Origin of the sequence: Laspinema palackyanum D2c, from assembly GCF_025370875.1 — a bacterium.
GTDB lineage: Bacteria > Cyanobacteriota > Cyanobacteriia > Cyanobacteriales > Laspinemataceae > Laspinema > Laspinema palackyanum.
Genome location: NZ_JAMXFD010000017.1, coordinates 59,192 through 74,043 on the forward strand (window position 1 = coordinate 59,192; position 14,852 = coordinate 74,043).

Here is a 14,852-nt window from a genome sequence, read left to right on the forward strand (position 1 = left end):
TTACCTTCCAGTATTTGCTACCCTCTTTCTTCTCCCCACTCGCTGGGGAAACTAATTGAATGGAAACGGTAGTACCAAGAACCCCAACAAACGGTTGTAGAGTCTCCACTCCCCACTCGCTGGGGAAACTAATTGAATGGAAACTAACGTAGGCTTTCCATTTGTTATTAACCAAGGACTCCCCACTCGCTGGGGAAACTAATTGAATGGAAACACTGTCCATTCACTGGGGTCATACCGAATGGCATAGACTCCCCACTCGCTGGGGAAACTAATTGAATGGAAACGTAAACCTTCCTCCTTTAGTTAATACTTCTTGAGTACCTCCCCACTCGCTGGGGAAACTAATTGAATGGAAACTCATGGAGGATAGGAACTTGAGCTTTTTTCTCCACTAACTCCCCACTCGCTGGGGAAACTAATTGAATGGAAACTCTCAAGTATCCGGAGTGGTCCCCAGTGTCAGCAGAAAGGTCTCCCCACTCGCTGGGGAAACTAATTGAATGGAAACGGTGAGCCTGGAGCGGGCCAATATGCCGTCCGGGGCCTCCCCACTCGCTGGGGAAACTAATTGAATGGAAACTGATAGGTTTTAGGGTAAGGAAGTGGGAGCAATTCCTCCCCACTCGCTGGGGAAACTAATTGAATGGAAACGGTTATTCGTAATGGCGAGGACATTGGTATTCCCATTACTCCCCACTCGCTGGGGAAACTAATTGAATGGAAACACCTCACGCCGGGTTAGGTCGGCAATGTGGAATGTAAACTCCCCACTCGCTGGGGAAACTAATTGAATGGAAACATGGCGTTATATGCAGTCTCCATTTTCTTGTGGATAACTGCACTACTCCCCACTCGCTGGGGAAACTAATTGAATGGAAACACCTAAAAGGTTAGGAAGTATTTCAATTGCTTGAGTAGAAAACTCCCCACTCGCTGGGGAAACTAATTGAATGGAAACAATATGTTACATTATAAATGTAGTTCAAAATAACTAAAGAAATCTCCCCACTCGCTGGGGAAACTAATTGAATGGAAACAGGTAACGCTGCTCCAGAGAACTGAACGCTTCGTTTACTCCCCACTCGCTGGGGAAACTAATTGAATGGAAACCTAAAGAAGAAGCGAAGGCCATAGCTACTCTATTGATCCTCCCCACTCGCTGGGGAAACTAATTGAATGGAAACTAAGCATCTTGAGGTGAATAGATATTGATAATCAATCAGGTTTGCGCTCCCCACTCGCTGGGGAAACTAATTGAATGGAAACGAGTAATGACCTCTTCCATCTCGATATATACCGAGACTCCCCACCTCCCCACTCGCTGGGGAAACTAATTGAATGGAAACGCGGTGAAACTGTCCTCGACTGCATTCCTACAAGACTCGTGAGCTCCCCACTCGCTGGGGAAACTAATTGAATGGAAACGTATTCATGACCTTGATTCTCCTAAGTATTTACACTCAGACTCCCCACTCGCTGGGGAAACTAATTGAATGGAAACAGGTAGATAAGAAAGTAAAGCTTTAACTTCTTCTCCAGACTCCCCACTCGCTGGGGAAACTAATTGAATGGAAACAAGCCTTTGCTAAGTAGTTTAGCCATGATAGTTTCCTCTCCCCACTCGCTGGGGAAACTAATTGAATGGAAACATAGTTTTGACAATCTGGAAGAGTTTTCCTATAGGTAATCTCCCCACTCGCTGGGGAAACTAATTGAATGGAAACTCTTGAGTAATCACATAGTCACTTAGAGACTGAAACCCTACTCCCCACTCGCTGGGGAAACTAATTGAATGGAAACGGGGTAGACTGTGCATTGGGATACACTACATGATAAGCCCTCCCCACTCGCTGGGGAAACTAATTGAATGGAAACCTTAAGATTGTTCCACTGGCAAACCAGAACTGATACTCCTCCCCACTCGCTGGGGAAACTAATTGAATGGAAACGTGGAGGTGGTGAGACTCGTAAGGGTATTAATACCCGTCAGGCATGGCTCCCCACTCGCTGGGGAAACTAATTGAATGGAAACACCACGTTTAGCAGGAGTTCTACAGCTAATTTCACAGCCTCCCCACTCGCTGGGGAAACTAATTGAATGGAAACTTTCGCCGACGCCGAGGCGGACCACGCCCGCCTGCGCGCCGCCGTCTCCCCACTCGCTGGGGAAACTAATTGAATGGAAACTGAAGTGTTTGAACTGCATCAGGACGGACGGGCTTGTTGACTAAAGTCTCCCCACTCGCTGGGGAAACTAATTGAATGGAAACGTATCTATAAATCTATTGAGATTAATAAAGAACGACTCCCCACTCGCTGGGGAAACTAATTGAATGGAAACAATGACCTCTACCAAAGAAGCACCTGTATTCTCCAGACTCCCCACTCGCTGGGGAAACTAATTGAATGGAAACTGGAAGTCTAGTGTGGCAGCGCCGGAGTTGGATGAGCACTTAAAGCTCCCCACTCGCTGGGGAAACTAATTGAATGGAAACGAACGCCATAGTTGGTGCTATTTCCGTAGTAGCGCGGGAAAGCTCCCCACTCGCTGGGGAAACTAATTGAATGGAAACGGTATTATGAAGCCGAGGCTCATTGGTATATGTTTCGATATCTCCCCACTCGCTGGGGAAACTAATTGAATGGAAACGTTAAGACAAAGTTCTGTCGAAGTCTTAGATTAATGTGAGACCTAACTGAGAGCATCTCAATTTGTTCAAGAGACCTCACCTCCTTCCTTCTTATCGAAGAGGGAAGGAGGGGCAAGAGGTTGAGGAAGAGAGAGAGAATAATCCAAATTTTTTATTGCTGTACGGGAGAAAAAGAAGTCAAATCGGTATTTTAGGCAAAATGGAGATACTGCCAACGTAACTATTGACAAAAGAGGAGATTTCGAGTAATATAACTTTGGGGGACACCTCTACCGCATAGACTACGGTCCCCAGCCTGATACTCTAGTAGTAAAGGCATTCCCCCCGCCGAAGGGTTACGGCAAAATCTGTTATCGTGACCTAGACTTGGGTCATTAAAACAAAGTTCTTTAGTCGAAGTCTTAGATTAATGCGGAACCGAAAAGACTTCGGCTCCCCCTCGACTTCGTAGATAAGAACTTGAAAGAATTAGGAGTTCGGTAGCGACAAAAGGTCTAAGTCTTCACCTTTTAGAAAACTCCAAAGACACTTTTTTAAAACTCAAACTTATACAACAGGCTTACTTTCCCCACTCGCTGGGGATATTAATTGATTGGAAACTTTTCAATGATGGTGGTCGCCTCAAAAATTCTGGCTAAATCCAGATGACTCTCGCCACTCGCTGGAGGAATTAGTTGATTGGAAACAACAGCAGTTTTTAGAAATTTAATGCATCCTCCGGATGCATTATGATAGAAATATATGGGCAGGTATAAACTCATGACTTGGAAAACAAAGGTCTTAGCAGGAATTTTACTGCTACTACTGGCAGGGGTATTTGGCAACATTTACGAAACTGCCACCATTGGCAAAGGCAGTGATTTGGAGCGTTTAGCGGACGAGTTAAATAACAAATGAGTAACCCGTCCGTCCCTAGCTGGGGAAATTAATTGATTGGAAACTTCAACGATTATGTTAGTTAGTAGAACCCGCTTATTATGGCTGCTCTCTACTCGTTTCGGAAAGTAGCCAATTCCACTACTGCTTGTACTGTTAATAAGGTATCGTTCCGTGAAATATAAAGCCGTCAAGTACCTATTTTCGTTAGGATTAACAATCGCCCTTCTAATAGTAGGCTTGTATCCTCTAGCTGTCGCGTGGGTTAGCTTTGAAGTTCAAATTCCCTTAATTGATTATTATCATCAAGAGGGTAAAAAAAGAGCTTACTTCGTGATGATATTAGGTTCTATACTAGCTATCCTGTGTTACATGATGGGGTGGAAATTAGCGCTAATTATATGGTGTCTTAGTGTAATTGGAACTGGAATGTTTCTTTTTTCCTTCTAAAATTAGTTTTTTCTCACTTTCTTTTCTCTATTATGTACCAGTGGCGAGAGAGGAAAAGCTGTCTGTGCGATCGCCCACGGTTGACGAAATTGGCCGCATTGCGATCGCACCTGAAGAAAGATGCGGTGCGACGGATGCTGCTGCCCTCGTTATTCGGCTTCAACCCAAGGGGGCTGATCCAGGATGGAAGCCACGGCCAACCTACGGCAAAACCAACTAGGTCTTTGCCACCAAGCGCATCCAACATGAGCCGATCTAGTGCTTGAACCTTGCCCCTATTTCATCGGTGGAATGTAGCGATGGTAAAATTAAGCTCAAGCGATGGAGGAGATTTTATGGCGAGAAAATCTAAAGGCTTTGGTAAAATTTCCCAACCACAAAGGGCAGACAAGATTCAGCAAAAAAGACTGAAGAAGTTGCACAGGAAAATCCAGACAGGTCTTTTTAGTGACAAATTCGCAGGCATCGCAATGAATAAAGGCGAAGTCAAAATGTCCGAGGTGTTGGAGGCATTTGTTGAACCTTACCTAGACCTTGTCCCGAGTATGAGTCAGCGGCAGCAATTGTTAGACCTTGCAGTGATTGCCTGGAACTTAGCCTTTATGCCAGAGAATGAGTTGCCATCTACGCTGGACTATTTGCTCCAAGATATCTCGAAAGACGATGACCCGTTTTTTTACAAAGAGATTCGGAGTGTTATTAATGATTTAATTACGCGGAAAAAGGAAGTATTTGCCGAGCATAAACGGTATATTGTTGCTTGTGAACTGCAAGATGCAGGTAAGGAATTTCACCTTTCTGTTATATCAACCTTATTAAATCCTTTCGTTGCAAATTTGGCTGACTGACCGAATTAGTTCCACGGGTAGACATATTCCAAGGGTTCTCACGAGTGAATCGTCTCGCTCCGTCTATAGTCATGCCTCATCCGCTTCAACTCGCTCTATCCCTGACCATCTAGTTTCGGTTCAGTCTTGGAGCCATTCTGCCGCCGATAGTCCATGTTTGAGTCCGGGCAACTTCGTAAATCCCAGCTTGAGGTAGAATCCATTTCCTCAGAGAAGTGTTTCCCCCAACTGCCCCAGAACTCCAAAGTGGTCCGATTGGCGATGAAAAGAATGGCTCATTCCGTTAAGGCGATCGCTTAACTCCCACGACCGATCGCTTAATAAGAAGGACCCACCTAGCTGCTGTTGCATTGTCTGGCAATTCCCCCAAAACTGAGACAGTTGACTCAGCAAAATCGCTGAAGTTACTACGGGTCAAGAGTTTTGCAGGGTGAACACAAGTCCCGGTGAAAACGTTGCTCTTATAAATATGCCGACTTGTGTTCACCCCCGTTGCCCCTAGTTCACCTGTCCAGTCGGTCGCAGTAAAATCTCGTTCACATTGACCCGCTGCGGCTGAGACAACGCAAACCCAATCGCCCCCGCCACATCCTCCGGCAGCAGTGGCTCCCCAATACTTTCTTGCCAGCGCGCAATCCGCTCCTGCATCGCCCCACTCGCAATCTCGTCATAGAGTGGCGTCTCGACCCATCCAGGCTCCACCACCGTGACGCGCACCCCGCTCTGGCACAGTTCCTGCCGCAACGCTTCCGAGAACGCGCCCACGCCCCACTTGCTGGCATTGTACGCGGCCACCCCAGCCGAAGCCGTCCGACCCGCCACCGAGGAAATGTTCACGATATGGCCCTGCTGTTGTTTTTGCATCACCGGAGCAACGGCATGGCAGCAGTACATCGTCCCGAGCAAGTTCACCTGAATCAGTTCTTGCCAGCGCTCCACACTCGCTTCGACAGTCGGAGCCAGGTCAATCAGTCCCGCAGAGTTCACGAGGATATCGATGCGTCCAAACTTGTCCAGGACCGTTTGCACCATTGCTTGGACTTGTTGGCAATCGGTAATGTCCGTGGGAACTGTGATAGTTGTGCCGCCGCTGCTTCCAATTTGGTCACCAAGTTGTTGCAGTGAATCGCTATTTCTCGAAACCAAAGCGACCTGAACGCCAGATTCAGCCAGCAGCAGAGCAGTGGCCCGTCCGATGCCAGAAGAAGCGCCAGTGATGATAGCAGTTTTTTGGTCAAGGTTGGTCATAGTTAGGCAGCCGAGCGAGTTGGGTTCGGTTCAGGCAGCAGTTCCCAGTTATCGGGACGAGACACCACAATCCGCATAGGAATTCCCAGATGGTCTTCCACGAAATAGAAGTCAGCCCAGACGCCCGCGAACGAGCCATCCACGCGCCGGATTTTGTGGTAGAACTCGCCAATGAACTTGTCCCGGTGGAGCAGGCTATAAAGTTGTTCGTGATAGTCCCAAGAATCTCGCCACAGCGCCCGATTATCGAACGAACGCGGGTCAGTCATTTGGTGCGCTGGGACAATCACCCGAGCGCTCGAATACAAATCGTTGGTGTAGATTACCCGGTCATCGACCATGCTGGCTGCCATTACCGCATAACCATCGGCCCGTTTGGTCCGCATGAAGTCGATAACGCGCAGGTAGTTGGCATTAGCTAGGACTGAGTTATTTGGATTATCTTGTCGCATAAAATACCATCCTTGAGTTTTCAAAATTTCGAGCAAATGAGTCGCAGCGGGTTCAAACTCGTTCGGCGAGAAACAGCGGTTAAACGTCAGCAATTTGAGGGGGTCGAAAATCGGCGCGACGGGCTGGAGTTTGTGGCGGATGCAAACATGAGGAATCGGACGCAGCGATAAACAATTGGACACCATCACCACACAGACGCACAACTGTTCTACATTCGCCAGCAACCTATCCGCAACCGCTACTGAAGCACAATCGATGGATAACCCGCAACGAGCGCGAATCACCACATCCGCTTGATGTTCGACCAAACCCGAGCGCACCAGCAACTCAGAAAAAACTAGCTCCACCAACCGGCTGCGGAATTCGCGAGTCAGCCGCCAGGTGCTGCTGGCCGTGGTCCGTAACGCCTCAATCCAACGACTTGATTCCATTGTCCCCCTTGGCTTCCAAATCCCGATCGCATTCTAAAGCTGGCTCGTCTGGTTCCTCCTGTGAGCGATTGCCACTGAAGAAATCGACATTGCCCGCTCGAAGTGCCAACAACTCATCGTGGCTGTAAAACTCGCCTCGGTCATTCTTGAGCAAACAGCCCACCCACAAGACCTCGCCATTATCGGGCAGCAGCTTCCCCGCCGCAATTGCCGCCGCCGTCTGTTTATCGAAGCGCCCGCCAGACTTGAGGTAGAGTTGTTCGCTCAGTTGCTCCCGGGATAACCCCGCCTCCAGCCGGTATTCTTCGAGCTTGCGAAACAGTGGATTATGCTCAAACGGACGCGATTCGAGCAACCCCAACTCTTGCATTCGTCGGTCTAAAGCGCTGATGCGATCGCCTAACATCGTTTTCACCCGTTCAGTCATTTGCATCAACGAGTCGATGTCGAGCAACGATGCCAGAGCCTCGACCACCTCCACGATAGGCCGAGGTCCATGCAGACTCATTTCGGTCTGGAGTGTGGTCAGGCGCTTGACAATCGCCTGCAATGCTTCGACAGCTTCGAGCCAAGTCAGTTGGTCAATCCGTTTAAAAAAGCTTTCCTTCGAGGCGGCAGGTTCTTCCTGGTTCAACTCGTGAATTGACTCCGAGGAGCAGGTCGCCTCAAACTCATCCCAGGATAGCGCCCCACTCAAGAACTCCTCCAACGACGCTTGTGGACATCCTAGCAACGAGACGATGCGGGCTTTGGTTTCTTCCTTGAGCGTGTTCGTCTTGCCCTTGGTCCACTTGCTAATGGCAGCCGGAGTCAAGCCCAAAACCCGAGCTAGAGCCACATTAGACTGCTCTGGCAATAACTGCCTCATCTGGAAGACCAAGATTTTAATTTGTTGGGGATTGACTTGCGACAACGGACTACCTGCACAAACGCGCCAGTTAAATCTTAACTTTCCTCTACTCCTTAACTTGCTTGACACTTGGATTTATTAGTTGATATAGTTAATATCAACTATATCAACTATAGGGGAGCCAGCATGATTTCGCAACCTCGGGCATCAGTCCGACTCAGGAAGCACGGCGATGGCTCCCGATAGGTGCTTGCCTCGGGTCACCAGCCCAGACACAAAAAAAGCGGGTACCACCCCGCTCGAACAAATAAAAAACTACCTTCAACTTATCATGAGCGCCCAACAACTTGCCACGGCTAATGCGTTTAGCCAACTCTCGTTAGACCTGCGGTTCGATTACGATTACACCGCATTCGGCTCCGAAGCCCTGCAACGTCAAGCCAAAGCAACCCTCTCCCAGTTCTTCGGATTCGTCCAGCACACTTTCACCAGTGGTCTAGAAATCGGTCGCAGCTTCCGCCGACTGATGCATGAACTCTGCCTCGAACATGGACTCAGCGAAGGAGAGCAGCGATTTGAAGACTGGCTGCGTTCGTCTGACTTTGGGGCTTCCACTTGGATGGCCCGGTCCCTGATTCAAGTTTCGGAATGGTTCGATTCGCAACGCAACCGCATCCAGAAGCTCATTCTCAAGTCGGTCCAGTCCTGGAGCATCAGCGCCCTCAAGGAACTCACGAAAGTCAGCGATGAGCATTTACTGGTGAAACTGCTCAAAGCGGGCAAACAGACCGTCAGCAGCATCCGCCAAGCTCGTCACAGCAGTATTACGCTAGGGCAACCCGTCACCTCTGCCGATTGGGAACTGGTTGCGGATAGATTCGGAGCCGATGATGATGCGATCGCCACGTTGCAAGCTGAAGCCCAGCGGTTGGCGCATACGCAAAAATCGGAGGTGTTCACGGACCATCTGATTGAAGCGATTGAGACTTTGACCGAGTGGGACGTTGCTAAGTTGCTGGCTCCTCGCAAGACCAAAGCCACCCCCGCCATCGCCTCGTTCATCGCCAATGCTGGGGAACCAGATGAAGTCATCGAGGAGGCGCAACTGACTTGGATAGAACGCGGTCTAGGGCTGGATGAAGCAGCTTTAGACCAATTTCGCTCCTGTGTTCGTAACCTAGCCCGAGAAGACTCAGGGGAAGATGGCGTAATCGTTACTCGTCACGGCCATGTCCAACAAGCACTGCAACTGCAAAAACTCGCGCCGGTGGTTCCGCAACCGCAGCAGTCGGAACGGATGAGCGAACTGGAACGGCAAGTCCGGGACCTCTCCGCCCAACTAAAGGAAGCCGACAAAGCAGCGGCCCTCATCCACGGACTGCAAGCTCAACGCGATCGCCTCGAACAAGAAAACCTGCAACTCCAGGCGCTCGTCCAAGAAAACGCCCAGAAAGACTTAGAGATTCACTTACTCGAACAACAACTGGCTGAATTTGAAACCAGCCGGTCGGATGCGGTCTTGGAGCAACTCGTCGAGCAGAACCAACAACTGGTGATTCAGCTTGAGGAGATGCAGCAACGGTACGAAGCCCTCGCCTCGGAAATGGCGGCATCCAAGCGCACGATGAAGTACAGCGACAATTCGACCCTGACGGCCAAGGTGATGGCGCTGGAGACTCAACTCGCCGAGGAAAAAGCACGGTTAGAGCAAGAAAAGCAGAAGCCGCAGCCTCCCGCCTCCAATCCCCAGGTGGAAACCTACAAGGTGCTTCTAGCGCAAATGGCCGCAGCCATTCCAGTAAGTCCCATCCAACAAGGCGATCGCGTGTTGGTCGCTAAACCTTACCATCCAGCCACCGGCGAATTCGTGACGGTGGTGAGTGAGCGAGATTCGTCCAATTTCGTCAACATCCAGACCGACGCGGGTGCGACCTGGCATATTTGCGCGGAAGACTTGCGATTGGAGTCGATGTTAGGAGACCAGGGACTTGATTTGATTTCCGCCACCTTTGCTGCCGCCGCCTCGAAACAACAGCTTTCGGGCTGGACTGAAAAGGGATACCGCAGTCCCTATGGCTTGTTCTATCAAGGTTGGGATGCGATCGCTCAGTTTGCTAAATGGTCCTTGCAAGATTCGGAGCTAGAAAAGACTAACTCGTTTATCCAGTAAGGCTTTGGAAGAAAAGAAAGTAAGAAAAAATTAGAAAGTGAGAAACAAATAGAAGGCTATCGCATTGGGTGAAATTAATCGTGAGGAACAACTCATGACAACAATCACCCAAGCAGACCTAGCTCGTTTTCGCGGGACTGACCACTACTACAAACATGGGTTCGGAGGTTTCAACTACACCGATGGGGTCAAGTATTTGGCTGATGCAGCCCAGGCTTACTGGCTGATTGATGCGATCGCTTCGTATCAACCAGATAAGCGAGTTCGGGGTGACGAGATGTTGCGGCACTTCCAAATCTGGCAATTGGCAGTGCAGGACCATTCGGCAGTTCTCACACTGTTGCGCGATACTGACCAGCCGGTTCTGACCCAAGAAATCGAACACACCGACTTTCCGTTGCCCGAAGTCAAGCTCTTTCTGAACGAGAAGGTGCTGATGTTGCCCAGCGAATACTAAGCGTTCCCTAGTTTCTAAGCGGTTGCCATTCGCGGCAATCGCTGCATCTATCACAAGAATCTTGCCATGAACCAACAACAAATCGAATGCAAAATGGGCTGTTGGGAACATCATCCCGCACCTACTCCTAAAATCGAAATTCCAAGCGTTTACCTGCTTCCTGTGGGCATTCCCCCGAAACTGTTGAGTGTGTTGCAAGTCGAGAATGAACCCGTCAAACGCTACATTGTCCTGACTTACCAAGCTACGAACTGCTACGTCGAAGACACTCACGGCGGACACACGGATTCCTACCGGGTGTATTCCGCATTCGTGAACCATTTCGCAGTTGCTATCCATCTGATTGGCTGCGACTTGGGTTCCGATGATACTCACCCGGTCTACGGACTACTACTTGACCAACAGGATAATCAAATTTGGTTAGGACAGTATCGCCACCTCAAAAAGTTCTTAAAAACTTGGCAAGATTACGCCTATCCTCAGCCCATCTTGACCCCAGAGCAACGGGAACAAATCGAGCAAAATGTGCATAAACTCTGGCAAGAACTTGTCCAGGATAATGTTCAATTTCCTGAACTTTCACCGCAAGAATTAGGCCAGACAATCCAGGTGCAAATGAAGCTAGAACAGGAAGCGATTTGCGCGATTACCGAGTACCTAGACCAACATCTCCCCGACGCGCTCAGTTTGGCAGAACGTCGGCTGAACGCGGCCAAAAATAATCAAGACCATCAAATCAGGCGGTACTTGAATGCGTTGATTTACCGGCTCAAACACCGACAAAACTAGGCTTTATCTATGTTCACTCTGGCCCTGATTGGCGGGTTGACTGGCGCTCCGATGATGCCACCACCCGAACTCAATCCGCCCATCATTCTTGTTCATACGAAAACACGCTCAAACATTCACCGAGGAGGAACCAGACGCGATGAGAATTACCAAGGAAAGATACTCGAAACCCAGTTTGCGGCGATGGACCACGTTCGTGGTGCGTGATGGCGAGACGGGCTGCATTTATTTGCGGGAACTGGTTGATTGCCAGATGGGAGCAATTTTTTTGAAAATCTCTGGGTTTCATTCGATTCACAAAGCCCATCGCTATGCCCGCACACTTAGAGCCGAATATGGCAAGAAAAATGCAAACGAAGTGCTGGATATATTGACCAGCAAAATTGGTAATTCCAGCAAAAACTCTCGCAAAAACTCTCGCAAAAAAGTCAGCAAATGATACCAAACTTTCATCTTGAGTTGGACTCAAATTTAGTCATACCCACTCCAAATTTTGTCCCATCTCCGTCGGGCTTGCTCTTACCGCGACAGTCTGCTACTCCCAAAGCCTATCCGCTTGCCATCGATTTGTTCTGTGGTGCAGGAGGATTTAGTTTGGGCTTTATGCAAGCTGGATTCCAGGTAGTTGCTGCGGCGGATAGTAACGTCCATGCCGCGCTCACTTATATGCACAACCTCGGAGCCTATCCCTGTGAGTTCCACTATGGCAACGACACAGAAGAAACCAAACTGGAAAAAGCATTAATCAGCCAATGTCACGAAATTCAATCGGATAGTGCAGTGCAAATCCCATTCGTCAGTGGTGGCGGATGACGCAAGGCTCACCCCAATGTTCCCGGTTGTCCCCATTTTTATCTAGGTGATATTTGCCAACTCAACGGTGAAGAATTGCTCGGCTGGCTGGGGCTAGAACGCGGTCAAATTGATGTAATTATAGGTGGGCCACCCTGCCAAGGATTCAGCCGGATGAACCGCAACCGCAACCCGAACGATCCGCGCAACAGCTTGATTTTCGAGTTTGCTCGGCTTGTTGGCGAAATCAACCCCAAGTTTTTCGTACTCGAAAACGTGCCGGAGTTGGCAAAGATGACTACCCCCGAAGGAATTCCGGTGTTAGATGCGTTTTGCCAGTGTTTAGACGAGCACGGTTATAGCAGTTACAACGCGCTCAAATCCTCACTAATAACTCAGCACAATTGGATGTCCGCTCAATCCATTCCCAAAGCCAAATCTGCATCCAAATCCCGCAATAACGCCAGTTCAGAATACGAACAACTCGACTTATTCTAACGCTGAGAATCGGTTGCAAGTCCAAATGGAGGATAGTTCTCAGCATTCAATCCACGAAATCCCCACGAATAGGAGTCACGTTTATGTACGCATTACAACCGAATTCAAGCCAACGCAATCGCCACCATTCACCGCGCCAAACTACCCACCATTCATGCGAGGCAGTCGCCCTGACTCCCGAACAATTCTGTGACAAATTCTTGTCATTGCGATACCCCGGAGAAAAGCTCGATTACAAATCTGGCAGACGAGCGCGGTGCATCCGGTTTCTAAGAGCCGTCCTGGAACAGTACACGACTCAACAGATTCAAGAGTCGAGAGTCAAGCAATGGGGAAGTGGTCTATCTTTCGAGAAAATGCCAAGTCCATTTCCCGAGTTTTTGTCCTTACTAGCCGCACAGTACCCCGACGCTCTCCATGCCCTCGGTCGGCGATTCTAGCGATTCTTGCTGCTTAACATTTCATCGCCATCTAGCCCTCGCAATCCGAGGGCTTTTTGCTGGCTTTTTAGAAACAATCGAAAAGTGGTGGTCTAATATTTCGCCTATCTATTGCCTCCCTTCAACGGAGTGGTTAGCTTGGGATTATCACTTAAAAGAGATTAGAAATTCAATGGAATCAAGATTAGATGGATTTTCAGTTAAGTTGAGCCGAAGCTGGAATCTTTCAGAAACCGAAAGGATGTTAGATGCAGGCAGAACAAGATGATGGCAAAAGCAATGAAGTCGGTTCTGATTTTGGGCGAGTTTTCTCCGTACACCAAAGGCAATCTTATCCGGCTCTATGGCATCAGCTACCCGACCTTGACGAACTATGCCGTCAAGACCGGCTTAGTCAAAGCGGGGTTGCAGGTTCCGGTTGGTCCGAACGAAGATTTTGATTTTGACCATGTTCTCATGCTGCATTTTGCTTGGTTGGCAATCAACAAGCTGGGTTACACCTACAGGTCTTATCAGACCAAAGTGGTGCAGCGTGGCAAAGCGAAACGGTTCTGGGAGGTGTACCGGAAAAGGAGTGGGGGAGGCTCGTTAGTGGACTGTTTGGAAACCACACTCCTTCCCGAAACTGAGCATGAAGGACAGCGACAAGTTCTCGAATTTTTGATTGATTACATCCGCAATAAAGAGGAACCAAAACATGGCGAACATTCTCGAACTAGCAACTCAACTGGAACTCGAACCCGAGCAAATTGAAGTCTGCTGCGCTATCTTCGGATTGGCGGTGGATGGCGAAGGAACTATCAACCCGCATTCGAGCCAACTCAACCAGTCCTTGCAGGTTGAATCGTTTTTAGAGCGGTTAGTTCAGCAGTCTCAAATGAGCAACATTCCCCTGGAAGTATTGGCTCAAAACGTGCTAGACGAGATGGTGTTAGCCGCCTCGAATCAAGCTCAAAAACGGCAACAAAAAACGCCTGAAAAATTTGATTTAGATGCGTATTTCCAAGCGCGTTATGGTGTTGCTCCGCAGCAATTAGCCAAGGGTAGCATCCCGCATTTTATCTACGAAATGCTACGGACCACCTACCAGCCAATGAGCGACCAAATCACGGCGATGGGTTACGAGTTCCTAACGCTGCAAATCCAGGCCAATCTGACCCAAGGCTGGCAGAGCGACGAACTGGGGAAGTGCGACGAAGCGATCGCCAGCGCGTTGGACTCGTTCCAAACTGGGATGGTCAACTTGCTGGACTGGCAGAAACCCACCAACGTACCAGCCCTGGGTTCGTCACCGTCCCGCAAGCAAATCACGCCTTCCTCGTCGAACGAGTAACCGAACGCGCCCAGGCAGATACTTTAGATGCGATCGCTACTTACGAGCGCCAACTCCAAACGCAATCCCAAGAACGGTTAGAGGTAGCCCGGTGGTGTGCCGTCGCCTCGGTGGGAATCAATGCGATCGCCACGGTTACCACGACCACGATAGCCGTAGCAGCCCAGCCAGCCAAACCGTTGCATGAGCGGGTACTGGCTGGCGGAATCACCGGGGTTTGCTTGGGTGCGATCGCCTCGGTTGCGTTCATCCAGTACAGCTTCAACCAAATTCGGAAACACACATGAAAAATCTAATCAACACTCTTGCAACGCGCGCTCGACATTTGGCAATCGGGGTCACTTGGTCGAGCCTAGTTGGCGCAGCAGTCGGCTGTGTGACCCAGGGAAGTATAGCGCTGGCCTTCACCCCGGCAATGCTGGCAGGGGGATTGCTCGTTGGTGCGTTTGCCGTGCCCGTTATCGAATACTTGTTGTTTCTGCAAGAGCAAAGTGCGTTGAATCCACACTGTATCGACAGCACTGGCAACATCGTCCACTACTAATTTTTTCTAAGGAGAGCAA

General features: G+C 49.4%; 18 protein-coding genes and 1 CRISPR repeat array (1 of these 19 cut by a window edge). Of the genes, 13 read left to right on the top strand and 5 right to left on the bottom strand.

Annotated elements, in window-relative coordinates:
* Positions 1–2,653: direct repeats of the CRISPR family, unit length 36 nt; unit sequence CTCCCCACTCGCTGGGGAAACTAATTGAATGGAAAC; it begins 489 nt to the left of the window's first position.
* Positions 2,654–3,413: 760 nt separating this feature from the next.
* The 3 genes from NG795_RS18605 to NG795_RS18615 all read left to right on the top strand — a co-directional run bounded on the left by NG795_RS18605 (position 3,414) and on the right by NG795_RS18615 (position 4,828).
* Positions 3,414–3,551 (top strand): hypothetical protein, encoded by a 138-nt coding sequence (locus tag NG795_RS18605; protein WP_367290141.1) that lies wholly within the window; start codon positions 3,414–3,416, stop codon positions 3,549–3,551.
* Between the two features lie 469 nt (positions 3,552–4,020).
* The gene (locus tag NG795_RS18610) at positions 4,021–4,200 is read left to right on the top strand and encodes a hypothetical protein (protein WP_367290142.1); all 180 of its coding nucleotides are present in this window, start codon (positions 4,021–4,023) and stop codon (positions 4,198–4,200) included.
* 115 nt (positions 4,201–4,315) lie between these two features.
* Positions 4,316–4,828, top strand: coding sequence for a hypothetical protein (locus NG795_RS18615; RefSeq protein ID WP_367290143.1), 513 nt, complete (start codon positions 4,316–4,318; stop codon positions 4,826–4,828).
* Between the two features lie 207 nt (positions 4,829–5,035).
* Here the strand turns inward: NG795_RS18615 and NG795_RS18620 are convergent, their stop codons facing one another.
* The 4 genes from NG795_RS18620 to NG795_RS18635 all read right to left on the bottom strand — a co-directional run bounded on the left by NG795_RS18620 (position 5,036) and on the right by NG795_RS18635 (position 7,828).
* On the bottom strand, positions 5,036–5,179 hold the full coding sequence (locus NG795_RS18620; RefSeq protein ID WP_367290144.1) for a hypothetical protein: 144 nt from the start codon (positions 5,177–5,179) through the stop codon (positions 5,036–5,038).
* A gap of 147 nt (positions 5,180–5,326) precedes the next feature.
* Entirely contained in the window at positions 5,327–6,076 is a 750-nt protein-coding gene (locus NG795_RS18625; protein ID WP_367290145.1) for an SDR family oxidoreductase, read from the bottom strand.
* A gap of 2 nt (positions 6,077–6,078) precedes the next feature.
* Positions 6,079–6,960, bottom strand: a complete 882-nt coding sequence (locus tag NG795_RS18630) for a hypothetical protein (protein ID WP_367290146.1) — start codon at positions 6,958–6,960, stop codon at positions 6,079–6,081.
* Entirely contained in the window at positions 6,938–7,828 is an 891-nt protein-coding gene (locus tag NG795_RS18635) for a hypothetical protein (RefSeq protein ID WP_367290147.1), read from the bottom strand. Before NG795_RS18635 ends, NG795_RS18630 begins: the two co-directional genes overlap by 23 nt.
* A gap of 313 nt (positions 7,829–8,141) precedes the next feature.
* On the opposite strand from NG795_RS18635, the gene NG795_RS18640 reads away from it, so the two are divergent.
* The 9 genes from NG795_RS18640 to NG795_RS18680 all read left to right on the top strand — a co-directional run bounded on the left by NG795_RS18640 (position 8,142) and on the right by NG795_RS18680 (position 14,289).
* Positions 8,142–9,980 carry a hypothetical protein gene (locus NG795_RS18640; RefSeq protein WP_367290148.1) on the top strand — a complete coding sequence of 613 codons (1,839 nt, stop codon included), beginning with the start codon at positions 8,142–8,144 and terminating at the stop codon, positions 9,978–9,980.
* Positions 9,981–10,074: 94 nt separating this feature from the next.
* Complete coding sequence (locus NG795_RS18645) at positions 10,075–10,437, top strand: DUF6876 family protein (protein ID WP_367290149.1); 363 nt, start codon at positions 10,075–10,077, stop codon at positions 10,435–10,437.
* A gap of 66 nt (positions 10,438–10,503) precedes the next feature.
* A complete protein-coding gene (locus tag NG795_RS18650) occupies positions 10,504–11,226 on the top strand; it encodes a hypothetical protein (RefSeq protein ID WP_367290150.1) in 723 nt (240 codons plus the stop codon).
* A gap of 139 nt (positions 11,227–11,365) precedes the next feature.
* Positions 11,366–11,665, top strand: coding sequence for a hypothetical protein (locus NG795_RS18655; protein ID WP_367290151.1), 300 nt, complete (start codon positions 11,366–11,368; stop codon positions 11,663–11,665).
* Positions 11,662–12,039, top strand: a complete 378-nt coding sequence (locus NG795_RS18660; RefSeq protein ID WP_367290152.1) for a DNA cytosine methyltransferase — start codon at positions 11,662–11,664, stop codon at positions 12,037–12,039. Before NG795_RS18655 ends, NG795_RS18660 begins: the two co-directional genes overlap by 4 nt.
* A 51-nt stretch (positions 12,040–12,090) precedes the next feature.
* On the top strand, positions 12,091–12,516 hold the full coding sequence (locus NG795_RS18665; protein ID WP_367290241.1) for a DNA cytosine methyltransferase: 426 nt from the start codon (positions 12,091–12,093) through the stop codon (positions 12,514–12,516).
* Positions 12,517–12,599: 83 nt separating this feature from the next.
* On the top strand, positions 12,600–12,956 hold the full coding sequence (locus NG795_RS18670; RefSeq protein WP_367290153.1) for a hypothetical protein: 357 nt from the start codon (positions 12,600–12,602) through the stop codon (positions 12,954–12,956).
* 264 nt (positions 12,957–13,220) lie between these two features.
* Positions 13,221–13,709, top strand: a complete 489-nt coding sequence (locus NG795_RS18675; protein WP_367290154.1) for a hypothetical protein — start codon at positions 13,221–13,223, stop codon at positions 13,707–13,709.
* Positions 13,654–14,289: a hypothetical protein gene (locus NG795_RS18680; protein WP_367290155.1), complete on the top strand. Its 636-nt coding sequence runs from the start codon at positions 13,654–13,656 to the stop codon at positions 14,287–14,289. The genes NG795_RS18675 and NG795_RS18680 overlap by 56 nt, the downstream gene beginning before the upstream one ends.
* 40 nt (positions 14,290–14,329) lie before the next feature.
* Here NG795_RS18680 and NG795_RS18685 read toward each other — a convergent pair whose 3' ends face one another.
* Positions 14,330–14,539 (bottom strand): hypothetical protein, encoded by a 210-nt coding sequence (locus NG795_RS18685; RefSeq protein WP_367290156.1) that lies wholly within the window; start codon positions 14,537–14,539, stop codon positions 14,330–14,332.
* A 33-nt stretch (positions 14,540–14,572) separates the two neighbouring features.
* Between NG795_RS18685 and NG795_RS18690 the strand changes: the two genes are divergently transcribed.
* A complete protein-coding gene (locus tag NG795_RS18690) occupies positions 14,573–14,833 on the top strand; it encodes a hypothetical protein (protein WP_367290157.1) in 261 nt (86 codons plus the stop codon).
* The last annotated feature ends 19 nt before the right edge of the window (positions 14,834–14,852 follow it).